Here is a 23,517-nt window from a genome sequence, read left to right as displayed (position 1 = left end):
TCCCAACCCTTATTTTAAGGGTGAGACCTGTCCGGGGAATTCGGGGGCCGTTTCAGGAGCTACGCCCTTGCAAGCTTCGGCGCCGCGGTGCTGATCGTAATGACATGTTGTTCGATGGCCTCTGCAGGGCCGGTTTGTAAAAATGACGCTGATCGTAGCATTTCAATGACAGCAATCATGTTGTGATTGCTGCTCTACCTGCCAGAGCTCTGCCGTGTTGTGGGGAGCATCGCCGAGATTACAAGGCGTCGTTCATGCGCCGTAGATTTTGTTGAGGCTCGATCAATCCTCGTCGGCCGAACTATCTTTTTGGGCTGGCTTGTTCAAGGGGGGCTCAGCCGGGCATCGAGCCCATCAAGGCCGTGAGATAGCTGCTGTAGATCTCGAGCCTCTCCTGCGCGACGAGGTTGCTGCGTTGCGCCGCCGCCGCCAGCTCGGCGCGACGTTCGACGGCATCGAGAGTCAGTGCCACAAGCTCCGTTTCATCCTGCTTGGTACAGTCGCCCACGAGCGGATAGCCCACGGCGGCGAACAGGCCGCTGAACTTGCGGCTATAGGCCAACGGCACCACCGCAATCCCCGAAGAGACCGCCGCGATCGTGGCATGCATGCGCGAGCCGGCCAGAAGATCGAGCCCGGATATGAAGCTCTTGGCCTCGCTCGGGGAGGTAAAGCGCGGTGCGACCGTCACGTCGGGGTATTTCTGGGCGATGATCTGCGAGACGTGGATGTCGTCCTCGCTGTCGCCTCCGGCCGTGATGACATGCGGCACCAGCACGACATCCGTATCGCCGCGGGCCAGGAGCCCGGTGATGATCTGGTCGATCATCGCGCGGTAATCCCCTTTGATCCCGAACTGGTTCTTGCCGGTATAGCCGCCGGCATAGAGCAGGCCGGACACGTTGAGGCCGAAACGGATGCGCCCGTCGGGCGTCCTCGCTTGCCGCTCGAAAGGCAAACGGAAGGCGACGTCGACGGTTTCGGCGGCAATGTCGCCGAGCTTCTCTAGGTCGAGAACTGCCTTCGACTGGCCGTCGCGCGCGAAAACCTTGCGGCAGCGCTTCATCGCAAAGCTGGCGAGGCGTGTGTAGAGGGGGTGCGTGAACGGGCCGATCGTCTGCGGGGCCAGCACAAGCGGCTTGCCCTGCAGCAGGGCCATGAGTTTCGGCACCCACATCCACATGAAGCGCTTCGCGCCATAGATATCGGCGAAGCTGTCGCCGGCGCCGATATCCAGAACGATGTCGGCGCGTCCCAGCGCCTTCCAGATCGGGAAGCCCGGCAGCAGGTTCTTGCTGCCTTTGACGAGGGTTTCCGAAAAGTCATTCTCCGCCGGCGGATAATATTGGCCGTTTCTGAAGCCGACGATGTCGAAGACCACGCTGCGGCCTGCTGCGGCCGCAGCCTCGCGGATGATGCGCATATGGGCGATCGTCAGCGCGCCGACGCCGAGATTGTCCGAGCGCAGCGAATGCCACAGCAGGGCGATGCGCAAGGGCGGCGAACCGAGCGCCGGTCCGCCCATATCCGATGTCGAGGCCATGTCGTGCGCGGTCATGCTTTCATCCTCGTCCAGCGCGGCTGGCCGGTTTCGCCGGTGACGCCAGCCCACCACCCGGACAGCGCGTGGCCGAAATTTGCGACGGCGCCATGTCGAAGGTACTGCAGGGTGAGCAGCAGGGTCGTGCCAAGCACGAGCGGATAGATTGCCGGGAAGAGATGCCTGGTCAGCAGCAACTTGTTGCGCTCATCCAGGTAGACCGACAGTCGCGAGCGCTGGCGGCGGTCGCGATGCGAGCCGATCGTGGCGCCATGGCCGTGTTCGATGCGAGCGGCTTGCGCGAAACCGAGCCGGAACGAGCCGCGACGCGCGCACCAGTCGACCTCCTCGCAATAGAGGAAATAGTCTTCGCGCATCTTGCCGACCGTCTCGATATAGCCGCGCGTGATCAGCATGCAGGCCCCCGAGACGTAGTCCATCCTGGCTTCTACCGAGCCGACGTCGAGGGTTGCATCGGCGGGCTCGTTGAAGCCGAGGTTCAGCCCGCGCGCCATCCAGCGCCGCCAGATGCCGCCATAGCATTGCACCTTGCCTGTGCCTGCGAAGATCAGGCGTCCTCCGACGATTCCGTAATCACCCTCGCGCTGATGCAGCAGCAATTGCGTGAGCGCGTCGGTCGCCGGGATCGCGTCGGGGTTGATGATCCAGATTGCGGACCAGTCGGTCTCGCCGAGATTGTCGATGCACAGGTTGACGCCGCCGGCATAGCCGAGATTGTCGATCGCCTCGTAGAGGCTTACGGGTGCGCCGTTCGCCAGCTGGGTCGTCGCGGCGCGGCGCACCCGCTTCTCCAGGTCCGGCTGGGCTGCGGCGATGGCATAGCCGCCGGCTTCAAGCGCGCGCAGGAGATCGTCATAGGCTTGCCCGCCGCCATTCTCGCAGACATGCACGGACATATCGCGATGCGTCTGCAGCGCCAGCGCATCGAGGAGCGTGCGGATATCCTCAGCGCTGCGGTAGGAGACGATCGTGGTGGCCACGCTCACTGGGAGGGCTCCGCCTTGCCGGGCGCGCCGGAAGGGCCGGCCGAGGAGCGGTCGCGCAGCATCACCCGCCACATTTCGACGAACCGATAGCTTCGGATAGCGAACAGGATTCCGATCGCCTTGAGACGCTCGACAGGCGAGGTCAGCTTGGAGCTGACAGCCGCACTCCAGGCGTGCATCAGCGGCGAGGCCAGGACGACGAACGAGCGCATGATCCAGGCCGCCTGGGATTGTCCGCGCGAGCGGCCGTAGAGATAGCCTTCTCGGGTCAGCCGGCGCCATTTCGACGCGAGCTCGGCCCAGTTGCGTCGGGCCGGGTGGCCGACCACGACGTCGGGAGCGTAGCGCAGCCGATAGCCGGCCGCCACCGCGCGGTGACTCCAGTCGATATCCTCCGCCAATTCATTTCGAAAGCCGCCGACAGCGTCGAACACGGCTCGCGTGACGAACATGTTGCCGGAGCCGGTGAAGTTCTTCTTCACGATGTAGCGTTCGAAATCGAAGGCGAACACCGCCTCGAACGCCTCCGTCGCGCTGAGGCGCCCTGGCTTTTCAGGCAGGACATCGACCCGGCCGCCGACGACATCCGCGTTGTCGAGCCTTTGAACGCCTTTGGCGATCCAGTCAGCCGCGGGCACGCAGTCTGAATCGATGAAAGCCAGAATCTCGCCGTCGGATGCGGCGACTCCCGCGCTTCGCGCCGGCCCCGCACCTTGCTCCGTCTCCAGGATGACGTCTCCGGATCCGGCGACGACGCGACGGACCTCGTCAATCCCGCAGCGGGAATTGTTGTCGACGACGATGACGCGATACGCCGTATGACCCCCTGTCTGGCCGTCGAGCCTGTCGAGGCAGTGGCGAAGCCTGTCGAGGTCATTGAAATGGGGGATGATGACGGAGACGCGCTGCATGGTGGCCTTGGTCACGCGAGGGGCTCCGCTTCAGGTCGTGGAAGACGGGTCTTGGTGGCGAATGCAAGCATGAATGCCGGTTGCCATACGACCGGCTGAGAATGCCTTTCGTCTCGCGCGAGCGTGGGATGTCTTGCGACGGAGCTCATCATGTCGCCTGCATCGGGCCGATCGTGCTGATATCGGGCGGGCATATGCCCCTGCGGCCGGCCGCTGCGGAAGCGAACGACGGGGCTCCGGCCGGCGGTCAGCCCGGTGGTGCCCGCCAGGCCGATGGTCATCGGCGGCGCGTATCGGCGATTCTGATCTGACATGGCGATGCTTCCTGCCATCTGACCGTCGGAATCTCAATGGCTTGGGTGCCCTTGAGAACGGATTGTTAGCAGCATGATTAAAGTTAGCGATTTCGGCATTTGATGGGAATGAAATAGGGACAATTAACTGAATTATCGCGCGGAAACTTAACTACGCTCCGACACGTCGATTTAAACTTTGCAGTGTTAGCTGAGGGTAAGGTCCGTAATCGACAGGGAAAAACAATGAATAACTTCATCGGAAAGTCTGGTCGTAAGGTTAGCGTGATTGTCGCCGGTTCGGTTGTTGCGGCTCTTGCCTCGTTCCATGGCGTTGAGGCTGCGCGTGCCGAAGAGCCGGCGCCCGTCGCAGAGCAGCTCGCAGCCGTCAGCGTCGATGGTCCCGTGTTCACCACGGGGTCGCTGCCTGCCAAGGGCACGGCGTCTGTCGCCGAAACGGTCCAGCGCTTCATCGTGCATCGCTCGGCGGTCAGGACGGACAGCGTTGCCATCTCGGTGATCACCCCCGACACCCAGGAAGAGCGCATTATCGAAGTGCCGGGTGTCGTTGGCATGTCGTTCAACAAGATCTGCCGCACGGGGGACGGGGCACGGGTCGCCTGCGGGTCGCGTTCGCGGATCCAGCTCGTGAACTTCGTGATGCGCAAGGAGATGGCCTGCACCATGACGACGTCCATCGGCGAGGCGTCGAAGGTCGTCGCCTGCGCGATCGATGGCCAGGATGTCGCCGAGTGGATCGTGCGCTCCGGAATCGGCCGGCCGACGGTCGAGGGTCTGCATGTCGCGGCGCTGCGCGAAGCGCGGAACTCCGAGCGCGGCATGTGGGCTGATGCCGAGACCCGCAACGACCTGGTCCTGGCGGCCCAGCGCTGATCGGGACCCGCGCCTGACGCGGGCCGCAGTCGACGCTTCGGCGGTCGCTTGGCAGATGGCGGATTGTCGCTTGGCCGGTTATCGTCCGGCCTGGCGGGTTAACCTCTACGGCATGTGAAAGAGCCCAGGCCTCATCGGAGTCTTGGAAAGACAGCTATTGTACTGTTATAAACGGACCGTCGCCGGCTGATCTGGCGATGCGAACGCCAAATCGACCCACTTCTTGGCGATCACGGCTGTCTTGGAGTTGTAATGGCGTTCGGCGATGCATTTCGGCTTGGCCGCGATCGGGCCGGCACGCCCATGGCCGACGCCCTCAGGAGCTGCCGTCAGGCATTCCTGGCGCTGTGTTTCTTCAGCGGCCTGATCAACATCCTGATGCTGACCGGCTCGTTTTACATGCTCCAGGTCTATGACCGGGTGCTGTTGAGCAATAGTGTGCCGACGCTGATCATGCTCAGCATCATGGCGTTGATCGCTTTTTCCTTTCAGGGCGGCCTCGAGATCATCCGCACCCGCATCTTCGGCCGGGTAGCCGAGCGGGTCGATCTGGCGAGCGGCCCGGAACTCTACAACCATCTCGTGCGGCTGCAGGCCTCCCGCCCGGGCATGGCGGCCGAGCAGATGCAGCCGTTCCGCGATCTGGAGACCATCCGCGCCTTCCTGTCGGGGGCGGGCCCTGTCGCCTTCTTCGATCTGCCCTGGCTGCCGATCTATCTGCTCCTGTGCTTCGTCCTGCATCCGATCATCGGGTTGTTTGCGCTGCTCTGTGTCGTGCTGCTGCTCGCGGTCGCCTTCATCAGCGAATCCAAGCAGAACAAGCCTGCGATGGTGGCCCATGAGGCTGCGTCCCGCCGCAATGTGCTGGCCGCGAATTCGCTGCAGGCCGCTGAGGCCATCGTCTCGATGGGCATGCTGGATGCCATGCGCCGGCGCTGGGAAGGCCAGAACAATCGCTATTCCACTCTCGCGCTGAGGGCCAACGACGTTTCCAGCGGCCTGGCTTCTGCTTCGCGCACGCTGAGGATGGTCATCCAGTCGGCCACGCTGGGCGTCGGCGCCTATCTGGTCATCAAGGGCGAGATGACCGCCGGCACGATCATCGCCGCCTCGATCATCAGCTCGCGCACGATCGCGCCGATCGACATGGCGGTGGCGAACTATCGCAGCTTTCAGCAGGCTCGGCTCGGCTATATCCGCCTCACCGAGCTGCTGAAGGGCTCGCGTGAATCCGGCGACAAGCTGCTGCTGATGTCGCCGCATCGGTCGATCAGCGTCGAGAACATCGTCGTGGTCGCGCCCAGCGACGGGCGGCCGATCATCAAGGGCGCGACGTTCCAGCTCTCGGCGGGGCAGGGGCTCGGCATCATCGGGCATTCCGCGTCCGGGAAATCGACGCTCGGCCGGGCTCTCGTCGGGCTTTGGCACCCCGCCCGCGGCCAGGTCGTGCTGGACGGCGCGTCGCTGCGGCACTGGAACATGGACCAGCTCGGCCAGCATGTCGGTTACTTGCCGCATGACGTACAGTTGTTCGAGGGGACGATTGCCGAGAACATCAGCCGTTTCAAACCGAATGCGCCGGCCGACAAGATACACCGGGCGGCTTCGGCGGCGGGGTGCTACGAGCAGTTGCTCGCGATGCCGCAGGGCCTGAACACGCGGGTGGGCGCCGGCGGCTTGTATCTGTCGGCGGGCCAGCGGCAGCGCATCGGCCTGGCCCGCGCGCTCTACGACGATCCCTTCCTCGTCGTGCTCGACGAGCCGAACTCAAATCTCGATGCCGAGGGCGAGGCTGCGGTGACGGCGGCCATCATGCAGGTGCGCCAGCGCGGCGGGATCGCGGTCGTCATCGCGCATCGGCCCAGCGCCATCGCTGCCGTCGACGCTCTGCTCGTGCTGCGCGACGGTTTCGTGATTGGCTATGGCGACAAGGGCGAAGTATTGCGTAACAACATGGCCAGTTCGGCGGCGACGCAGGTGGCGACTGGCAATGCCCCGCCGGCAGGCCTCGCCCCGGCGCGGAGCGGTCCTGGGTTGCCCCGTGTCGAGAACGGTCCCTCGGGCCGCCCTGGAGAATGAGATGAACGTCTCGTCCGCATACAAGGCCGTATCGAGGGTTCCGCGATGACCGAGCTGCTCGAATTCAAGGGCACGCAAGTGGAGGGCGGGCGCCCGAAGGAGATGGGCTGGTACATCCGTCTCGGTCTCATCGCGAGCGTCACCTTCGTCGGCGCCGGGGTGGCCTGGGGCACGATGGCGCCGCTCGAAGGCGCTGTCATCGCCTCCGGCACCGTCGTCCTCGAGAACAACATCAACAAGGTGCAGCATCCGATCGGCGGCGTCGTGGGCGCGATCCTGGTCAGGGAAGGCCAGCGCGTCGCGGCCGGCGACGTGGTGATGCGGCTCGACGAGACTGTGACGAGAGCCAGCCGGCAGATCATCGTGAACGAGCTCAACGCCCAGCATGTGCGTCAGGCCCGCTTGAACGCGGAGCGGGAGCAGGCCGCCACGATGGTGGTGCCCCCGGCATTGATCGCGAAGGCCGCCACCGATCCCGAGATCAAGCAGGCCTTGGCCAGCGAGACGGCGCTGTTCGCTGCGCGCGCACGCACCCGCGTCGGTCAGCGCGCCCAGCTCACCGAGCAGATCAACCAGTCGCAGCAGGAGATCAAGGGCACGGAGGCGCAGTACAAGTCGGCGATGGAGCAGGTCCGCGTCGCCGAGCTCGAACTGGTCGACATGCGTGGCCTGCTCGCCAAGAACCTGGTCGCCAAGCCGCGCGTGACGCAGCTGGAGCGCGAGGTCGCGCGCATTCGCGGCACGATGGGCGAGCTTACGGCGCGAGCCGCGCAGATCAACGCGCGGATCAGCGAAACCCAGCTGCAAATCCTGCAGATCGACCGGACGCTCGAAACCGAGGTCGCCAAGGATAGCCGGGAGGCGGAGGCCAAGATCGCGGAGCTCAATGAGAAGCTCGCGACGGCTGACGATCAGTTGCGGCGCATCGACCTGCGCTCGCCCAGCGACGGGATCGTGCATCAGATGCAGGTACATACGGTCGGTGGCGTCATCGCGCCCGGCGCGGCGATCATGAGCATCGTGCCGGAGCGCGACACGCTGGTCATCGAGGCCAAGGTGAACCCGGTCGATATCGACCAGATTCATGCAGACCAGCCGGCGCGGGTTCGCTTCACGGCGTTCAACAGCCGCACGACGCCGGAGCTGTACGGTTCGATCTTCAGGATCGGCGCCGATATCGCGCGCGATGAGCGAACCGGGGCGATGTACTATGTCGTCGGCGTTCGCGTGAGCGACCAGGAAAGCGCACGCCTCGGCAAGCTGAAGCTTATCCCCGGCATGCCGGCCGAAACCTTCATCAAGACATCCGAGCGAACTGTCGCCAGCTTCCTGATGAAGCCGCTGCTCGAGCACATGAACCGCGCGTTCCGGGAAGACTAGAGCATCGTCGGACGACGTGGATGCCGGTCCGCATCAAGGACATGCGGTAGGATAAAAGGGTGAGGCCGTTCCGCGAGCCGAAGCGCGCGATGCCCCTCGGCCTCGGATGCCGTAGGCGCTGCCGGCGGTGACGAACGCGTCGGCCCGGCCGTTCAGCACGATGGTCCGCTGGTGGACGCCGTCATCCAGCTTCAGGATCAGGGCGTTGCAATACCCCTTCTGAGCGCTCCACCGATCAAGATGTCGTGGCATCCGCCGCCGATCAGCCAGGATCGATGAGTGCTCCGTCGCGGTTTCCGCAGCATCTGCCGTGGAAACGGTCACGTCCCCGGAAAGGTCGTTCCGGGGACTTCGTGAAGCGAACGGCTCGTATCTCAGCGTTCCCTGAACGCCCTGGCGATCTGATCCGACAATGGCTTGAGCAGGAAGGTTAGAGGCGTCCTGTCGCCGGTCTTGACCAGGGCCTCGGCCTGCATGCCCGACCTGACCTCGAGAGGGGTGAGCCGCTCGATCTCGCCCTCCAGCAGGGCGATGCGGATCGTATAGAGGCTGGCTCCGGTCTGCTGTTCCCGCGAGACATCGGCCGCCATGCGCGCGACCTTGCCGCGCAGCTCGGGCGTCGTGCGCTGGTTGAAGGCGTGGACGCGGATGACGACGGGTTGCCCCAGCCGCAATTGATCGTAGTCCAGCGGCGACACCTTCGCTTCCAGATTGAGCTGTTCCTCGCTCGGCACGATCAGCATCACCGGCTCGGCCGGGTTGATCACCCCGCCGACATTGTGGACCGCGAGCTGATGGACATAGCCGGACGACGGCGCCCGGATCTCCATCCGCTTGAACTGGTCCTCGGCCGCGGCGCGGCGCTGCACCAGCTCGGAAATCTTGGCTTCGTTCTCGCGCAGTTCGCGCAGCACCTCGGTGCGAAGATCCTCGTTGATCTGGAGGATCTGGAGTTCGGTCTCGGCGATCTTTCCTTCCGCCTGCGCGATCTGGGCCGCGAGCTGGCCATGGACACCGTCGATCGCGACGGCGTCGCGCTCCAGCCCGGACAGGCGGCTGAGGCTGACCAGGTTGCGCTTGTAGAGACCGCGCACGCCTTCCAGCTCGCGCGCCGTGAGCGCCGCCTCGCGCACCTTGGCTTCCATTTGCCCCTTCAGGCCCGTGATCTCGCTGCCGAGCTGGTCGATGCGGCGGGTGAGCTGGGAGCGGGTGCCGTTGCGGGCTGCCGCTCTGGCGTCGAACTGGCGCTTCTCGGCGGCCAGCAGCAGGGCGAAATCCGGTTCGGAAGTCCGGGCAACGAGGGCTTCGGGGAATTCGAGCCGGGGCGTCTGGTCGCGTTCGGCTTCGAGGCGGGCCGAGCGCACGCGCGCTTCGTCGAGCTGGCGGCTGACGATCTGGAGATTGGTGCGCGTCACGGTCTCGTCCAGGCGGATCAGGACGTCGCCCTGATGCACGAGCGCGCCCTCGCGAACCTTGATGTCGCTGACGACGCCGCCGGTCGGATGCTGCACCTTTTTGGTGTTGTTCTCGACGACGAATTGCGCCGCTGCGACGACGGCGCCCGAGATCGAAACCGTGGTGGTCCACACCCCCACCGTGCCGATGAAGAGACCGGCCGCGATGTAACCCTTGCGGCCGAGCCGCTTGATGGCGCGCTCGTGATGGTCGGTTCGCTGCCCGTCGTGGCCGGCTGGCGAGGTCATGAATGGGCCCTCTGTTCCTGCGCCATGAGTTCCCGTGCTTCTTCGGCGTCGCGCATGGTCCTGGCCATGCGGCGCAGCTCGCGGATGGATGGTTCCAGCCCGGCCTCCGGAGGCGCGTCGGCGGCGGTTGCCGGCCGGGGCGCGTGTTCATGAGCCGGTTCTCTGCGGGTCGTGGCGGCGAGGACCTCGTCGCGCGGCCCGAAGGCCTGGAGCCTGCCTTCGTTCATGACGCCGACCAGATCGACCGCCGACAGGCCGGAAGGGCGGTGGGTGATCACGATCACGATGCCTTGCCGCGCCTTCACGGCATGGATTGCGGCCGCGAGCGCATTGTCGCCATCCGCATCGAGGCTTGAGTTGGGTTCATCGAGCACGACGAGGAACGGATCGCCATAGAGCGCGCGGGCCAGCGCGATGCGCTGGCGCTGGCCGCCGGAAAGGGCCGCCCCGCCTTCCCCAACGACCGTTTCGTAACCGTCCGGGAGGGCCACGATCATGTCATGGGCGCCGGCGATCGCGGTCGCGGCCAGGATGTCGCCGCTGGTCGCCTCGGGATCGAACCGCGCGATGTTCTCCGCAATGGTGCCCGGGAACAATTCGACATCCTGGGGCAGGTAGCCGATCGAACGGCCGAGGCTGTCGCCGTCCCATTGCGTCATCAGCGCGCCGTCGAGCCGCACCGCGCCGCGGGCCGGCTGCCAGATGCCGACGAGCGCGCGCGCAAGGCTGGACTTGCCGGAGCCGGACGGCCCGATCAAACCCAGCGACTGGCCCGCGTTGAGCTGAAAGCGGACGCTCATCACGATGAAGCGGCGGCTGCCGGGTGGATTGAGAGTAACGTCCTCGACGCTGATCGCGCGGCTGGGGGCCGGCAGCGAAAGCGAGCGTCGGGACGATTCATGCTCGGGCAGGATCTGCTTCAGCCTGGCATAGCCCTGCCGTGCTGCGACGAAGGCCTTGAGATGGGCGACCGCGAGCTCGACCGGTGCGAGCGCCCGGCTGGTCAGGACCGACGCCGCCAGCATGGCGCCGCCCGACATCTCGCCGCGGATCACCAGCAGCGCACCGAGGCCCAGAACGGCCGATTGCAAGATGAACCGGAACATCTTGGCGAAGGAGCTGATCCCGCCCGTCGCCTGCGAGAGCTGCATGTAGTCGTCGACATGGCGCGCGTGGATCAGGTCGAAACGCTGCGAGAACGAGCCGCTCATTCCTAGCGCCGAGATCGCCTCGGCATTGCGGCGGCCGGTTTCCAGCATCGCGAACTGGGCGGAGCCGCTCTGCGCCACCCGTTTGCCGGGGGCGGCCGAGAAACGCTCCGTCAGCACCGTCAGTCCGACGATCATCAGCATGCCGCCGATCGCCAGCCAGCCGAGCCACGGATGCAGCATGAAGCAGACGAACAGGAAGACCGGGGCGAAGGGGATGTCGATCAGCGCCGTCGGGCCCAGGCTGCCCAGGAATGTCCTGAGCGCGGCGAGATCGCGGAAGGGCTGAAGCGCGTCCGTTGGATTGGCGCCGCTCACCGGGGCGCTCATGGCCGCGCGCACGGTCAGTGGCGCGAGGCGGGCATCGACCGCGGCCCCGATGCGGCCAAGCATCTGGAGCCGGATGTGGTCGAGCCAGCCCTGCAGGGCATAGGCGGCGAGCGCGATGACCGAGACACCGACCAGCGTCGCCACCGACCGGCTCGCCAGCACGCGGTCATAGACCTGCATCATGTAGATCGAGCCGGTCAGCATCAGGAGATTGACGATGGTCGAGAAAACCGCGACGTGAATCCAGGCTCGCGATGTTCCGCGCAGCGCTGCAGAGACGACGTTGCTTGAGACGGAATCGTCGCGAACCATAACTCAACACCGGATACCGGACGATCTCGACGACGCCCCGCCTCGTCGCACAATGGTGGAGCATGGTGTAAAAAACCTTTCCGCGTTCCCTTTTTCTCGAACGGAAGTGCTTGGCGGAACGCTAGGTCATGCTGCCTCGCTGTGGGCGGACCGTGCGAGCCCGAAGGGCCGGCGGTCAAACCGCCTTATCGACCAATTGTGGGCGCTCCGAACGCATCACCTAACTGGACATGCTGCGAAATTCGGCTGAATACTCCGACGCGCGCGATCAGCGCGCTCGGCAGCCGGGGACTGTGAGTGTGTTGATTCGATCGTTGTTGCTGATCTGCATGCTGTCGCTCGGGGTCGCCGCGCCCGCACCCGTCACCGCACAGACCGCGAGCAGCCCGTCCGACCGTCTGACGGTGGGCTCGGTCGCGGAGTTCGACCAGGCGCTCGCCAGGAGTGGCGAAGCCAAGGTCATCGCGCTGAAGCCCGGCGTCTATGACGAGTTGACGATCCGGGGCGTGGCGGCGGGAACGGCGGTTACGGTTGTCGCCGCGGAGCCGGCCAATCGCCCCGTGATCCACAAGCTGTTGATTTCCGGTTCGCGCAACATCCTGTTGGAAGGGCTCCGGTTCGTCGGCACGGGACGGGAGGCGCCGGAGGCTTTTCTCGCGGAGGTTCGGCAAAGCCAGAATATCCGGATCCGGAAATCCGAGTTCAGTTCGCCTCAGGGACAGGCGGCGAGCAATGCCAGCGCTCTTCGGGCGGTCGAGGTTACGACGCTGCATCTCGCCGATACGGTGATCGATAATCTGCACCGCGGCATCGTGATCGACCGGAGCATGGCCGTGGTCATCGAGCATAATCGGTTTCGCCGGCTCACTCTCGACGGGCTCATGATCGTGCAGTCGGACGGCGTCACCGTCGACAGCAACCGGCTCGACGAGTTCCGGCCGGAAGTCACCGGCGCTCGCCACTTCCTGACGGCGTCGACGCGGCAGACGACCGCGCCGTCCCGGAACATCCGCATCACCCGCAACGTCATGATCCAGGCAGACGGCGAGCCGATCGCCGGCATCTTTTTCGGCAATGACGAAAAGCGGCCCTATGAGAATGTGGACGTGTCGAAGAACATCATCCTGTCCAGTTCTCCGCACGGCATTACGATCGATTATGCGGTCAATGCGTCGATAACGGACAATATGCTCCTCGACGCGCTCCATTCGACTTACAAGAATGCAATTCGATTGCTGAATTCCAGGAGCAGCGAAGTCAGCCGCAATCTTGCGGTGGCCTATGGTTACAATGGCAGCCAGGGCTTGGTGTCGCTGCGGAATGTAACGGTCGCCCGCGGAGACAGCGTCACCCGTCGCCGTATCGTCGAACGCCTGCTGGAAGGGCTGAAGCAACAGGGTTCCGGGCCCTCGCCGGTGCAGGCCGGGCATTCGGTATTGCCCGAGCATCGCGCGGCCGGGCCTCGACTCTAACGCGTTTGGCCCGGCGAGCTCGGCCGTGCGGATAACCTGACGGAACTGAGCGCGCCGCAGGACGTCACACGCCTCGGATCAAGCCGCCATCGATCCGGATCGTTGCGCCCGTGACATAGCTCGCCCGCTCGCTGGCGAGGACGGTGACGGCCTGCGACAATGCCCGGCCGGGCATGTCAGCCCTTGGCGAGTGGGCGCCCGCCCCAGCCCAGCCTGACGCGTCCGAGCGCCATCGTCACCGCGGCCAGCGTCGGCTCGACGATAGGCAGGCCCAGTTCCCGCTCCAGCGCATCGCGGAAGCGCGCCATGCCGGCGCAGCCCATCACCAGCACGTCGGCATGATGCGTGTCGCGCAGGGTTTTGCCGACGGCGATCATCCGGCCGAGCGTGAGGTCGTCATCGGCCATCTCGGCGATGGTGAGGTTGACCGGCAGGTCACCGGCGAAGCGATCCATCATGCCCATCGCGCCGAGATAGCGCAGATGGCGCGGAATCGAATTCTGCAGCATCGCCACGATGCCGAAGCGCTGGCCGAGCGTCAGCGCCGTCAGCACGCCGCATTCGGCGATGCCGAGCACAGGCTTCGTGCTCTGCTCGCGCAAGGCGTGCATGCCGGGATCGGAGAAGCAGGCGACGACGAAGGCAGCAGCCTCGTTTTCGAGACCTGCGGCGCGCTTGAGCAGGGCAGGGATCAGCCCGTCGACATCGCGCTGCGACTGGATGCCGGGCGGCCCGTCCGCCAGCGTCAGGCATTCGATCGCCGGCCCGCCGGCCATACGCAGCGGCGTAACCGCGATGTCGATCTCGCGGGTCACGCGCTCGGTCGAGTTCGGGTTGATGACGTAGATCGTGCCGTTCACGACATCTCTCCTTCGGGAATGGTGGACCGTGTCCGCTCGCGCCAGCCGTCCAATGTCTGGCGGGGCTCCTGGAAACGGTCGCGCAGGCCGACATACCAGTCGGCGCCGTGCAAACGGCCGACGAGATCGAGCTTTTCGATATCGACATGCAGGCGCTCGTCGACGATGCCGTCGCGGATATGGAGATGGACGATCTCGCCGACGACGAGATTGCGATGTCGTGTACCGAGCGAGAGCGAGACGGTTTCGCGGCATTCGAGCTGGACGGGGGAGGCCGCAAGCCGCGGGGCCGCGACCTTGGCGCTCGCCGCGATATCGAGCCCGGCGGCCGCGATCTCGTCGATCTCGCGGGGGAAGTCGATGGCGCAGACCTGCATCGCCGCGACCATCGCCCGATCGACGAGATTGACGACGAAGCTGCCGGTCTCGCGGATATTGCGCATCGTGTCCTTCAGCGGCTCGGTGCCGCTGCGCCCCTCGATGCCGAGCACGACCAAGGGCGGCGCATGGCTGAACACGTTGAAGAAGCTGAACGGCGCGGCATTGGCGCGGCCCTTCTCGTCGACCGTGGTGACGAGCGCGATCGGCCGCGGCAGCACGGTGTTGACGAGGAGCTTGTAGAGGTCGCGCTCTTTGAGGTCGCCTGCCGCCCAGTCCATCGCGTTCAGCCCAGTTGCGTGTCGAGCAGGCGCACCGTCTCGGCCAGCACCCGGGCGCCGTCGCCGGCCTGGTCTGGCGTGATCGATTCCTCCGGCGCGTGGCTGCGCCCTTCGAGGCAGGGCACGAAGATCATGCCGACAGGTCCGATATGGGCGATGTGGACGCCGTCATGCCCGGCGCCGCTCGGCAGGTCGCGCGTGGCAAGGCCGAGCGAGGCTGAGGCATTGGCGATGGCCGTGCGAACCTCCGGCGCGCAGGCCGTCGGCGCGACATGGCTGATCGGCTCGACCGCGATCGTGAGGCGCAATTCTTCGAGGGCAGGGCGCAGGTCGCGCACCAGCGTCTCGCCGAAGGCTTTCACCGCGGCTTCGTTGCCGGAGCGGACTTCGAGCGTCATCACGGCCTCGCCCGGCACCGCATTCGCCGCATTTGGGCTGACCTCGATGCGCCCGAAGGTGGCGACAAGCGGCTGGTTGTCGCGCGAAGTCGCGAGCGCGCGTTTGTAGGCGGCCTCGATCAGTTTCGCCGCGCCGACCAGCGCATCGGCCCGGAGCGGCATCGGCGTCGCGCCGGCATGGTCGGCCCGGCCGGTGACGATGATGCGTTCGCGGCGGATGCCGACGATATCGGTGACGATGCCGATCGGGATGCGCTCGTTCTCCAGCACGCGGCCCTGCTCGATATGGACCTCGACATAGGCTGCGATGCCGTCTGCCGGCCGCCTGACCGAGGCCAGCTCCGCCGGCCGTCCGCCGACGAAACCGATGCCTTCGCGCAATGTCATGCCGTCCGGGCGGGTCAGCGCCAGATGCTGCTCGCTCAGGGTGCCGGCGAGCGCGCGGCTACCGATGCAGGAGAGACCGAACTCGCTCGGCTCTTCCGCCAGGAAATCGACGACTTCCAGCGTGTGGCGCAGGCGGTCGCCGCGCTCGCTGAAGCTCTGCGCGACTTCCAGCGCGGCGAGCACGCCCAGAATGCCGTCATAGCGCCCGCCGGAAGGCACGGTGTCCGAGTGCGAGCCGATCAGGATCGGCTTCAGGCTCTGATCGGCCCCAGTGAGCCGGCCGATCAGGTTGCCGGCAGCGTCGAGCTCGGTCTCCAGCCCGGCCTCGCGGAACTCCGCCGCGAGCCATTCGCGCCCTTCGAGGAAGCGCGGCGTGAAGGAGCGGCGCGTCCACGGCCGCTCGGGATCGGTGATGGCGGAGAGCGCCTCGATGCGGCGCCAGAGCCGGTCCTGATCGATCGACATGGCGGTCACGCTGCCGGGCGCAGGAAGCGGCCGTCGCCGGCCTTGTTGCGGATTTCCTTGCCGTCCCAGGCGAGCTGGCCGCGCACATAGGTCGCAGCGACGCGGACGCGGAACTCGCGGCCCTCCATAGAGCTCCACTTCACCGCCGACAGGCTCTTGCTGGGATCATGGATGAAGCGGCCGGGCTCCAGCACGGTGATGTCGGCATCCGCTCCGGCCTCGAGCCGGCCCTTGTCGGCGAGCAGGAAGGCCTTGGCCGGTCCCTCGCAAAGCTGCTTCACCACGATGGTCGGCGACAGACCGTGCTCCTCGCAGCCGGTCCAGAGCGCCGGCAGCAGCGTTTCGATGCCTGGCCCGCCCGAGGTGTTCTTGAAGATCATCGGATCGCCCTTCTTCTCCAGCCCCCAGGAGACGTGGTCCGACGAGATGAAGTCGCAATGGCCGGCGGCGAGATGGCTCCAGAGCAGGTCGCTCTCGGCCTTCGGGCGGATCGGCGGGTAGTGCTTGATCTTGGCGCCGAAGCGCGGGCCATGCTCCTCGGCATTGAGCATGAAATACTGCACGCAGCTCTCGACGGTCGCCTTGTAGCCGGCCTGCTTGTACATGTTGCAGATCTCGAAGCCGCGCGAGGTCGAGACGTGGACAGCGTGCGCCCGGGCGCCGGTCTCGGCGCCGATCTCGTAGATGCGGGCGGTGGCGAGGTTCTCGACCAGCGGCGTATGGGCGCGCAGGAAGGCGTCCGGGCCGGTATCGCCGGCTTCGATCAGCCGGGCGATGTTGCGCCGCGTCATCTCCTGGTCCTGGTTATGGACGCCGCAGAGCAGGCCGGTCGGCTCGATCAGCTTGAAGGCCTCGTAGAGCGTGTCGTCGCCGATGCGGGGGAAGCGCGTCGGGTTGGCCTCGAAGGTCGAGAACTTGAAGGCGCAGGCGCCGGCCTCGACCAGCCCCGGAATGGCATGAAGCCCGTTCTCGATGGTGATCGTGGCATAGAGCGCGACATCGACATGGGCGTCGCGCTCGACCACCGCGACCTTCTCGTTGAAAAGCTTGGCGCTGGTGACCGGTTCCGGCTCGTCATAGGGCATGTCGACCATCACGGTGACGCCGCCGGCTGCCGCCGCCCGCGAGCACATGCCGATGCCCTCGTGGTTGGCCTGGCTGCCGGAATGGACCTGCCCATCGATGACGCCCGGCATGATCCACTGTCCCCGGAAATCCTGCGTCTCGCGGGCCGAGGGCGGCGTGCCCTGGCCGACCTTGCCGACCTTGCCGCCGCTGACGGCGACATAGCCATCCTCGATGATCCGGTCGGACAGCACGATATTGCCGCGAAGGACGAGATCGAAATCGCTCATGTTGGGTATCCGGTGATCCTGCGGGGTAGACGAAGGAGTGCGTTCAGCCTTCGCGGCCGAGCGCGTAATCGGTGAAGTTCATGCCGAGCGCCTTCTCGACGATCGGATAGACGCTGGGGTCGGTCACGCTGGAGCTCAGCGGAATCTTGCTTTTGGGCACGCGCAGCACCGAGAGCTCCATGCCCTCGCGGACATGGCCGGCACTGACCGGCTGGCCGTCGCTGTCGAGCGTGGTGATCACGTCCGGGAAGCAGGCATGGCGGGCGCCGTCGAGATCGGTCACCGCCATGTACTCGTTCATGACATGGATGATGCGGGCGGCCGCGCCGGTGCCGACCTGGATCGTGCCGATGTCGAAAGCTTCATTGGTGTAGCACACGTCCTTCTTGGCGACGGTGCCGCGTGCGATGATCGTGCCGCCGGTCTCGTCGCAGATCGCGTCGATCACGGCGCTGCCGCCCTTCGGCTTGGCGGCGAGGATGCGCTCGCCCAGCGCCAGCGCCATCGAGATGCCGCCGAGCGCCGCGTTCTTGCGGACATAGGCCGCCGAAACGGGATTGCGGCAGGAGGCGATGAAGCCGCCGGACATGTCCGAGGCCGTGCGCAGGATCGGCGAGATCTTGGCGGTCGCGCCTCGTGTCACCAGCTCGATATACTGGTTCTTCGAACGGTTGCCGCCGACCGCGACCTGGATCGTCGCTTCCGGGCTGTTGGCGAGGCCGATCGAGCCCATGTCGCCGGTGGGGTGGGCGCGGATGTCGCCGACGGCATCGACGACCTTGACCCCGAGGATCGCGCTTGGAAGCCAGGCATTCAGCGTGCTCGACATGCCGTTCTGGCCGATGATCAGGCCGTAGATCGGCTTGCCCAGCGCTTCTTGAAGCAATTGTACGGCCTTGACGTAGTCGATGCCCCACATCTCCCACTCGGTCGTGCCGGCGGGGGCGCCGATGGCGGCGGCGGTGGCGATGATCGCGTCGTCGGGGATTTCGTCCATGGTGACGAGTTCGGGCTTGCCGGTATTGACCGCGGCGGTGCCGAGCATGCGGCCATGATCGGCCCAGCCGCCACCACCCGCCGCGAAGACCGACCCGCCCGCAACCGCCGCTTCGACATCCCTGCTCGTCAGAAAGCGTCTCATCGGCCGGCCTCGCTCTTCTCCCGAGCCGGTCGTTGCCGGCACGCTGGCGAACTTAGGGCGCTAGGCGCGAAATGAATCATGCTTATTATGCGACAGACCATAATCGGATGTTATCGCCATGCGCCTCAATCTCCGGCAGATCGAAGTCTTCCGGGCCATCATGATCACCGGCTCGATCAGCGGCGCGGCCCGTCTGCTCTCGGTCTCGCAGCCTGCGATCAGCCGCCTGCTCGCCTATACGGAGGATCGACTGGCGTTGCGCCTGTTCGAGCGTGTGCGCGGCCGCGTCCAGCCGACGCCAGAGGCGCGCCGCCTCTTCCAGGAGGTCGACCAGGTCCATCAGGGCGTGGTCAGGGTCAACGAGCTCGCCGAGGAATTGCGCGAGCGCGGCACCGGCTCGGTGCGGATCGTCGCGAGTCCGAGCGTCGGCCAGGCGCTGGTGCCGGATGCCATCGCCCGCTTGCGCGAGCGTTTCCCCGATCTGCGCGTCGAGTTCGAGGTGCTGACTCTCCTGGAGGTCGTCGCCAAGGTCGTGGCCGGCCGTGCCGATCTCGGCGTCTCGATCATTCCCGTCGACGAGCCGACGCTCAATACGGAGATTCTGACGGAGGGGCGACTGATGGTGATCATGCCGCGCGACCATTCGCTGGCGCGATTGCGCGTCGTCCGCCCGGCCGATATGGCGCCTTACCCGCTGATCGGCTTCGGGCCACAGACGCCCTATGGCGATGTCGTCGGCCGGGCGCTCACCCTGAAATCCGCACCGCTCAGGATCAGCACCGTCGTGCGTTTCACGCCGGTCGCCTGCGCCATGGTGCGTGCGGGTGCCGGCGTTGGCGTCGTCGACGAGTTTGTGCTGCGCGGGCGGACCTGGCCTGAACTGGTCTCGCGACCGTTGGCGCCGAAGACGCGTGTCCGCGCCCATCTGCTGACGCCGCGCTTCGAGCCATTGTCACGCACGGCGAACGCTTTCGTCGACATTCTGCGCGGCCTGGTGCCGCCGCCGCCGGCCAGAAAGGGCGAGGAAGGTGAGGGTGGCGCTTAACATCAGGTTATGGCCACCCGACAATAAATGATTGGCTGGGCATGATTTTGCCCTGTTAGGCTCCCTTTGGACATGGCCGGATTGCTGCATGAAAGGGGTGCGGCACTCGCGGTGTAGCCACCACGCATAACGGGAGCGGGAATCATGAAGCTGAATTCGATCAAGCTGACGCGGGCCTTTGCGGCGGGCGCCGTGCTCGCCGCGATGGTCGCCATGCCGGTCATGGCGCAGGATGCCGACCACCCGCAGGGCGAAAAGCTGAAGGTTGCCTGCGATCTCGGCTTCGCACCCTTCTGCTTCAAGACGCCGACCGGTGAGACGACGGGCTTCACCTATGACATGTCGGCCGCGCTGGCCAAGCAGCTCGGGCGCCCCGGCGTCGAGGTGACGGATTCGAACTTCTCGGCGATCTTCGCCGGCCTGTTCTCCAAGCGCTACGAGATGATCCCGGCGCCGACCAACATCACGACCGAACGCGCGGCGCAGATGCTGTTCAGCGAGCCCTATATGCCGACGGGCCTCGGCTTTCTCGTCAAGAAGGGCGGCAAGATCGCCGGTCTCGATGACCTCAAGGGCAAGGCACTGACCGTCAACAACGGCTCGATCTCGGACAAGTGGCTGACCGATAACGAGGCCAAATACGGCTACACCATCCAGCGCTACAACAAGAATGCCGACGCCGTGCAGGCGGTGATGATCGGGCGCGCCTTCGCCAATGTCGCCGACGCCCCGGTCTCGCGTTATGTCGCGACGCAGACGCCGATGGCGGAAGTCCCCTTCGTGCTCGATGGCGGCCGCAATTTCGGCATTGCCTTCCGCAAGGAGGACGCGGCGTTCCGCGCCAAGGTCGAGGCGGCGCTGGAATGCATCAAGAGCGACGGCACGCTGGCCCAGCTCCACGAGAAATGGTTCGGGGTGAAGCCTGCGGCGGATTCCTCGACCGCCAAGATCTATCCGGGCATCGGTGCGCCGGATTTCGAGGGCTATGACGCGACCCCGCACAAGGCCACCTGCAAGTGACCTCCGCGCCCGCCATGACGGCATCGTCGTCCGAGACGATCGTTTCGATCGAGGGGCTGCGCAAGAGCTTCGGCCAGGTCGAGGTTTTGCGCGGCGTCGACCTCAAGGTCGGCAAGGGCGAGGCCGTCGTGATCGTCGGCTCCTCCGGTTCGGGCAAGAGCACCTGCCTGCGCTGCATCAACCGGTTGGAGGAGCCGACGGCGGGCACGATCCGCGTCGGCGGGCATGAGGTCACCGGCCCTAAGGTCGATCTCGACAGGTTGCGCCGCGGGATCGGCATGGTCTTCCAGGGCATCCACCTCTACCCGCACAAGACCGCGCTGGGGAACGTTTCGCTCGCGCTGCGCAAGGTCGTGGGCCTGAGCAAGGAGGCGGCGGAGACCAAGGCCCGCCACCATCTCGAAGTCGTCGGCCTCGCCCACAAGGCCGATGCCTATCCGGCCGAGTTGTCCGGCGGCCAGCAGCAGCGGGTCGGCATTGCGCGGGCCATGGCGCTGGAGCCGCAGGTCATGCTCTTCGACGAGCCGACCTCGGCACTCGATCCCGAACTCGTCGGCGAAGTCCTCAACGTCATGGTCCGCACCAAGGAGATGGGCATGACCATGATCGTGGTGACCCATGAGATGAAGTTCGCGCGCGATGTCGCCGACCGTGTCGTCTTCATGGATCATGGCGCGATCCTGGCCGAGGGCACGCCGCAGGATATCCTGGTCAATCCGCAGCACCAGCGCATCCGCGACTTCGTGATGCGCTCGCACGGCTGACGGCACCCATGGACCAGATCGTCCGCTATTTCTTTGATTTCTCGCTGATGGCGGCCTATTGGCCGGACATCCTGCGCGGCTTCCTGATCACCGTCCAGATGTCGATCCTGACGGTCCTGATCGGCATCCCGCTCGGCCTCGCGCTGGCGATCCTCAGGCTCTACGGCATCCGGCCGCTGAACTGGCTGATCATCTTCTACATCGATTTCTTCCGCTCGATCCCGCAGCTCGTGCTGATCGTGCTGGCCTATTTCGCGCTGCCCTATTTCGGGCTGGTGCTGGAGCCGATCACCGCGACCGTGCTGGCGCTGGCGATCGTGCTCTCGGCCTTCGCCGAGGAGATATTCTGGGCCGGTATCAACGCCGTAGCGAAGGGGCAGTGGGAAGCCGGCCGCTCGACCGGTCTCTCCTTCACCAGGACGCTGGCCTACATCATCCTGCCGCAGGTCGTGCGCATCTCGATCCCGCCTTTGACCAACCGCGCCATCGGCATCAGCAAGGGCACGACGCTGGGCTCGGTCGTGGCTGTGCCGGAACTGCTCAACGTGACCTCCAGCATCCAGTCCAACGTCGCCAATCCGACCGCGCTGACCGTCGGCGCACTCCTCTTCCTGCTGCTGTTCCTGCCCTTCGTGCGCTTCACGCGCTGGCTCGAACGCGCCTATGCGCATCCGAGGTCATGATGGACGATCTCGTCACGACCTTCCTCAATATCGATGTCCTCCGCCAAGTCTGGCCGCTGCTGCTGCAAGGCTTCTGGATGACGCTGGCGCTGGCCGCCGTCGCCGTGCCGCTCTCCGTGCTCGCAGGCATCGCCATCGCCATGGCGCAGGATGTGCCCAACCGGCTGCTGCGCTTCCTGCTGATCGCCTATGTCGACGTGATGCGGGCGATCCCGCCGCTGGTGCTGCTGATCTTCATCTTCTTCGGCCTGCCTTTCCTCGGCCTGAAGCTGAACGAGTTCACCGCCGCCGTGCTGGCGCTCACCCTCAACGGCTCCAGCTATTTCGCCGAGATCTTCCGGGCCGGCATCGAATCCGTGCCGAAGGGCCAACGCGAGGCAGCCCGCTCGACGGGCCTGAGCTGGTACAAGAGCATGATCCATGTCGTGGTGCCGCAAGGCACGCGCAACGTCTTGCCGGACCTGATCAGCAACACCGTCGAGCTGGTGAAGCAGACCTCGATCGCCTCGGCCGTCGCCTTGCAGGAACTGCTGCGCTCGGCCCAGCTTGCCCAAGGGCTGCTCTATAACCCGACGCCGCTGATCGCTGTGGCGATCGTCTATTTCCTGATGTTCTGGCCCTTCGTGCGGCTGGTCTCGCGCCTGCAGAACCGCACCGCCATGTCCGCCGCATGAGGGCGACGCTACCCGTCGCGTCAACCCGCGACGGGGAACAGCCGTGTGATGCGGTTCGGACTGGTCTCGGCGAGGAAGATGTCGCCGGCCGGGCCGAGCCACAGGCCATGGGCGCCGTTGAGCACCGGCCGACAGCGGCCGAGCAGCGCGCCCTCCGCCGAGAGCAGGCTCAGCGTCGGGATGGAATCGCAGACCAGAATGCGGTCCTGGACATCGGCGACGACGTCCTGCGGCCTGAGGAAAGCGTCCCATACCTCCAGAAGCGTGCCCTCCGCCGTGAAGCTCTGCACGCGGCTGTTCTCGCGGTCCGCGACGATGACGCGTCCGTCACTGAGCACGCAGATGCCGTGTGGCGTCAGGAAGGCTCCCGGCCCGGTTCCGACCGAGCCCCAGCTGGCGATCAGGCGGCCAGTTGCGTCGAAGCGATGGATGCGGCCGTTGCCATACCCATCCGCGACATAGAAGCCGCCATCGGACGCGAAGGCGATGTCGCTGGGGTGATTGAACGGCTGGCCTGGCCGATGGCTCTCGCCGATCTGCTGCCCTACGCGACCTTCGAGATTGCAGAAGAAGATGCGATGCGCGTCGCGGTCGACGATGGCGAGCCTGCCATCGGGCGTTGTCGCGATCTTGTGGGCATCGACGCAGAGTCCTTCGCCCCAGTTTCTGACGAAACTGCCGTCGGCCGCGAGCGTGACGACGCAAGGCCCTTGCGGGTCGACGGCGCTGTCGTGGCGCAGCAGGACATGGACGAGCCCGTCCTCGCCGACCGCGAGATCGGTGACCCGGCCCGGCGTTGCGGGCAGGGCGCCCCAGGGACGCTCGATGCCGTAGAGCCTGTCGCCGAGCGCGACGCGCAGTTCCGTTTTCATCCTGACCTCGTTGCTGTTTCGCGCGCTGCGGGCTGCCATCGATTCATGGCCCCGGCCGCATGGAG

General features: G+C 65.8%; 21 protein-coding genes. 9 read left to right on the top strand and 12 right to left on the bottom strand.

The features are described 5' to 3' along the window. Positions 1-334: 334 nt before the first annotated feature. Genes ACODTJ_RS24165 through ACODTJ_RS24150 form a run of 4 tightly spaced genes read right to left on the bottom strand, consistent with a single transcriptional unit; the run spans position 335 to position 3,772 of the window. Complete coding sequence (locus tag ACODTJ_RS24165; protein WP_488850380.1) at positions 335-1,558, bottom strand: polysaccharide pyruvyl transferase family protein; 1,224 nt, start codon at positions 1,556-1,558, stop codon at positions 335-337. Then, positions 1,555-2,547, bottom strand: a complete 993-nt coding sequence (locus ACODTJ_RS24160) for a glycosyltransferase family protein (protein WP_488850378.1) — start codon at positions 2,545-2,547, stop codon at positions 1,555-1,557. Before ACODTJ_RS24160 ends, ACODTJ_RS24165 begins: the two co-directional genes overlap by 4 nt. Continuing rightward, complete coding sequence (locus ACODTJ_RS24155; RefSeq protein ID WP_488850376.1) at positions 2,544-3,473, bottom strand: glycosyltransferase family 2 protein; 930 nt, start codon at positions 3,471-3,473, stop codon at positions 2,544-2,546. The genes ACODTJ_RS24160 and ACODTJ_RS24155 overlap by 4 nt, the downstream gene beginning before the upstream one ends. Then, entirely contained in the window at positions 3,470-3,772 is a 303-nt protein-coding gene (locus tag ACODTJ_RS24150) for a hypothetical protein (protein ID WP_488850374.1), read from the bottom strand. Before ACODTJ_RS24150 ends, ACODTJ_RS24155 begins: the two co-directional genes overlap by 4 nt. Before the next feature lie 225 nt (positions 3,773-3,997). Between ACODTJ_RS24150 and ACODTJ_RS24145 the strand changes: the two genes are divergently transcribed. The 3 genes from ACODTJ_RS24145 to ACODTJ_RS24135 all read left to right on the top strand — a co-directional run bounded on the left by ACODTJ_RS24145 (position 3,998) and on the right by ACODTJ_RS24135 (position 8,104). Further along, positions 3,998-4,645 carry a hypothetical protein gene (locus tag ACODTJ_RS24145; protein WP_488850372.1) on the top strand — a complete coding sequence of 216 codons (648 nt, stop codon included), beginning with the start codon at positions 3,998-4,000 and terminating at the stop codon, positions 4,643-4,645. A gap of 252 nt (positions 4,646-4,897) precedes the next feature. Further along, positions 4,898-6,724: a type I secretion system permease/ATPase gene (locus ACODTJ_RS24140; protein WP_488850370.1), complete on the top strand. Its 1,827-nt coding sequence runs from the start codon at positions 4,898-4,900 to the stop codon at positions 6,722-6,724. A 45-nt stretch (positions 6,725-6,769) separates the two neighbouring features. After that, the gene (locus ACODTJ_RS24135; protein WP_488850368.1) at positions 6,770-8,104 is read left to right on the top strand and encodes an HlyD family type I secretion periplasmic adaptor subunit; all 1,335 of its coding nucleotides are present in this window, start codon (positions 6,770-6,772) and stop codon (positions 8,102-8,104) included. 374 nt (positions 8,105-8,478) lie between these two features. Here ACODTJ_RS24135 and ACODTJ_RS24130 read toward each other — a convergent pair whose 3' ends face one another. Beyond that, positions 8,479-9,807, bottom strand: coding sequence for an HlyD family type I secretion periplasmic adaptor subunit (locus ACODTJ_RS24130; protein ID WP_488850366.1), 1,329 nt, complete (start codon positions 9,805-9,807; stop codon positions 8,479-8,481). Continuing rightward, positions 9,804-11,657: a type I secretion system permease/ATPase gene (locus ACODTJ_RS24125; RefSeq protein ID WP_488850364.1), complete on the bottom strand. Its 1,854-nt coding sequence runs from the start codon at positions 11,655-11,657 to the stop codon at positions 9,804-9,806. Before ACODTJ_RS24125 ends, ACODTJ_RS24130 begins: the two co-directional genes overlap by 4 nt. A gap of 314 nt (positions 11,658-11,971) precedes the next feature. Between ACODTJ_RS24125 and ACODTJ_RS24120 the strand changes: the two genes are divergently transcribed. Then, positions 11,972-13,129, top strand: a complete 1,158-nt coding sequence (locus ACODTJ_RS24120) for a right-handed parallel beta-helix repeat-containing protein (protein WP_488850362.1) — start codon at positions 11,972-11,974, stop codon at positions 13,127-13,129. 176 nt (positions 13,130-13,305) lie between these two features. On the opposite strand, the gene ACODTJ_RS24115 is transcribed toward ACODTJ_RS24120, so the two are convergent. The 5 genes from ACODTJ_RS24115 to ertC are packed head-to-tail and all read right to left on the bottom strand — an operon-like array spanning position 13,306 to position 18,394. Further along, complete coding sequence (locus tag ACODTJ_RS24115) at positions 13,306-13,989, bottom strand: aspartate/glutamate racemase family protein (protein ID WP_488850360.1); 684 nt, start codon at positions 13,987-13,989, stop codon at positions 13,306-13,308. Beyond that, positions 13,986-14,648 (bottom strand): flavin reductase family protein, encoded by a 663-nt coding sequence (locus tag ACODTJ_RS24110; RefSeq protein ID WP_488850358.1) that lies wholly within the window; start codon positions 14,646-14,648, stop codon positions 13,986-13,988. The genes ACODTJ_RS24115 and ACODTJ_RS24110 overlap by 4 nt, the downstream gene beginning before the upstream one ends. Positions 14,649-14,653: 5 nt before the next feature. Further along, positions 14,654-15,898 carry an N-carbamyl-l-glutamate amidohydrolase ErtE gene (gene ertE, locus ACODTJ_RS24105; protein ID WP_488850356.1) on the bottom strand — a complete coding sequence of 415 codons (1,245 nt, stop codon included), beginning with the start codon at positions 15,896-15,898 and terminating at the stop codon, positions 14,654-14,656. A gap of 5 nt (positions 15,899-15,903) precedes the next feature. Next, entirely contained in the window at positions 15,904-17,253 is a 1,350-nt protein-coding gene (gene ertD, locus ACODTJ_RS24100) for a hydantoin-5-propionate amidohydrolase (protein WP_488850354.1), read from the bottom strand. Between the two features lie 43 nt (positions 17,254-17,296). Continuing rightward, entirely contained in the window at positions 17,297-18,394 is a 1,098-nt protein-coding gene (ertC, locus tag ACODTJ_RS24095) for a thiohydantoin desulfurase (protein ID WP_488850352.1), read from the bottom strand. A 118-nt stretch (positions 18,395-18,512) separates the two neighbouring features. On the opposite strand from ertC, the gene ACODTJ_RS24090 reads away from it, so the two are divergent. From ACODTJ_RS24090 to ACODTJ_RS24070, 5 genes are all read left to right on the top strand, one after another. Beyond that, positions 18,513-19,439, top strand: a complete 927-nt coding sequence (locus ACODTJ_RS24090; RefSeq protein WP_488850350.1) for a LysR family transcriptional regulator — start codon at positions 18,513-18,515, stop codon at positions 19,437-19,439. Positions 19,440-19,583: 144 nt separating this feature from the next. After that, positions 19,584-20,459: a substrate-binding periplasmic protein gene (locus ACODTJ_RS24085; RefSeq protein WP_488850348.1), complete on the top strand. Its 876-nt coding sequence runs from the start codon at positions 19,584-19,586 to the stop codon at positions 20,457-20,459. Between the two features lie 14 nt (positions 20,460-20,473). Further along, a complete protein-coding gene (locus ACODTJ_RS24080) occupies positions 20,474-21,223 on the top strand; it encodes an amino acid ABC transporter ATP-binding protein (protein ID WP_454659052.1) in 750 nt (249 codons plus the stop codon). Positions 21,224-21,231: 8 nt separating this feature from the next. After that, positions 21,232-21,906: an amino acid ABC transporter permease gene (locus ACODTJ_RS24075; RefSeq protein WP_454658329.1), complete on the top strand. Its 675-nt coding sequence runs from the start codon at positions 21,232-21,234 to the stop codon at positions 21,904-21,906. Beyond that, on the top strand, positions 21,906-22,580 hold the full coding sequence (locus ACODTJ_RS24070) for an amino acid ABC transporter permease (protein WP_454658328.1): 675 nt from the start codon (positions 21,906-21,908) through the stop codon (positions 22,578-22,580). The genes ACODTJ_RS24075 and ACODTJ_RS24070 overlap by 1 nt, the downstream gene beginning before the upstream one ends. A gap of 20 nt (positions 22,581-22,600) precedes the next feature. Here the strand turns inward: ACODTJ_RS24070 and ACODTJ_RS24065 are convergent, their stop codons facing one another. Beyond that, positions 22,601-23,452, bottom strand: coding sequence for an NHL repeat-containing protein (locus ACODTJ_RS24065; protein WP_488850345.1), 852 nt, complete (start codon positions 23,450-23,452; stop codon positions 22,601-22,603). Between the last annotated feature and the right edge of the window lie 65 nt (positions 23,453-23,517).

The sequence above is a fragment of the Allobosea sp. FG18 genome, from assembly GCF_057809495.1.
The sequence above is the reverse complement of the archived record's forward strand: the minus strand, read 5'-3'. Positions and strand labels throughout refer to the sequence as shown.

What these genes read in the sequence shown, in the direction of transcription:
- ACODTJ_RS24165 (WP_488850380.1), bottom strand. Translation starts at nt 1,558, where the DNA reads ATGACCGCGCACGACATGGCCTCGACATCGGATATGGGCGGACCGGCG.
- ACODTJ_RS24150 (WP_488850374.1), bottom strand. Translation starts at nt 3,772, where the DNA reads ATGTCAGATCAGAATCGCCGATACGCGCCGCCGATGACCATCGGCCTG.
- ACODTJ_RS24145 (WP_488850372.1), top strand. Translation starts at nt 3,998, where the DNA reads ATGAATAACTTCATCGGAAAGTCTGGTCGTAAGGTTAGCGTGATTGTC.
- ACODTJ_RS24140 (WP_488850370.1), top strand. Translation starts at nt 4,898, where the DNA reads ATGGCGTTCGGCGATGCATTTCGGCTTGGCCGCGATCGGGCCGGCACG.
- ACODTJ_RS24135 (WP_488850368.1), top strand. Translation starts at nt 6,770, where the DNA reads ATGACCGAGCTGCTCGAATTCAAGGGCACGCAAGTGGAGGGCGGGCGC.
- ACODTJ_RS24130 (WP_488850366.1), bottom strand. Translation starts at nt 9,807, where the DNA reads ATGACCTCGCCAGCCGGCCACGACGGGCAGCGAACCGACCATCACGAG.
- ACODTJ_RS24125 (WP_488850364.1), bottom strand. Translation starts at nt 11,657, where the DNA reads ATGGTTCGCGACGATTCCGTCTCAAGCAACGTCGTCTCTGCAGCGCTG.
- ACODTJ_RS24110 (WP_488850358.1), bottom strand. Translation starts at nt 14,648, where the DNA reads ATGGACTGGGCGGCAGGCGACCTCAAAGAGCGCGACCTCTACAAGCTC.
- ertE (WP_488850356.1), bottom strand. Translation starts at nt 15,898, where the DNA reads ATGTCGATCGATCAGGACCGGCTCTGGCGCCGCATCGAGGCGCTCTCC.
- ertD (WP_488850354.1), bottom strand. Translation starts at nt 17,253, where the DNA reads ATGAGCGATTTCGATCTCGTCCTTCGCGGCAATATCGTGCTGTCCGAC.
- ertC (WP_488850352.1), bottom strand. Translation starts at nt 18,394, where the DNA reads ATGAGACGCTTTCTGACGAGCAGGGATGTCGAAGCGGCGGTTGCGGGC.
- ACODTJ_RS24090 (WP_488850350.1), top strand. Translation starts at nt 18,513, where the DNA reads ATGCGCCTCAATCTCCGGCAGATCGAAGTCTTCCGGGCCATCATGATC.
- ACODTJ_RS24085 (WP_488850348.1), top strand. Translation starts at nt 19,584, where the DNA reads ATGAAGCTGAATTCGATCAAGCTGACGCGGGCCTTTGCGGCGGGCGCC.
- ACODTJ_RS24080 (WP_454659052.1), top strand. Translation starts at nt 20,474, where the DNA reads ATGACGGCATCGTCGTCCGAGACGATCGTTTCGATCGAGGGGCTGCGC.
- ACODTJ_RS24075 (WP_454658329.1), top strand. Translation starts at nt 21,232, where the DNA reads ATGGACCAGATCGTCCGCTATTTCTTTGATTTCTCGCTGATGGCGGCC.
- ACODTJ_RS24070 (WP_454658328.1), top strand. Translation starts at nt 21,906, where the DNA reads ATGGACGATCTCGTCACGACCTTCCTCAATATCGATGTCCTCCGCCAA.
- ACODTJ_RS24065 (WP_488850345.1), bottom strand. Translation starts at nt 23,452, where the DNA reads ATGAAAACGGAACTGCGCGTCGCGCTCGGCGACAGGCTCTACGGCATC.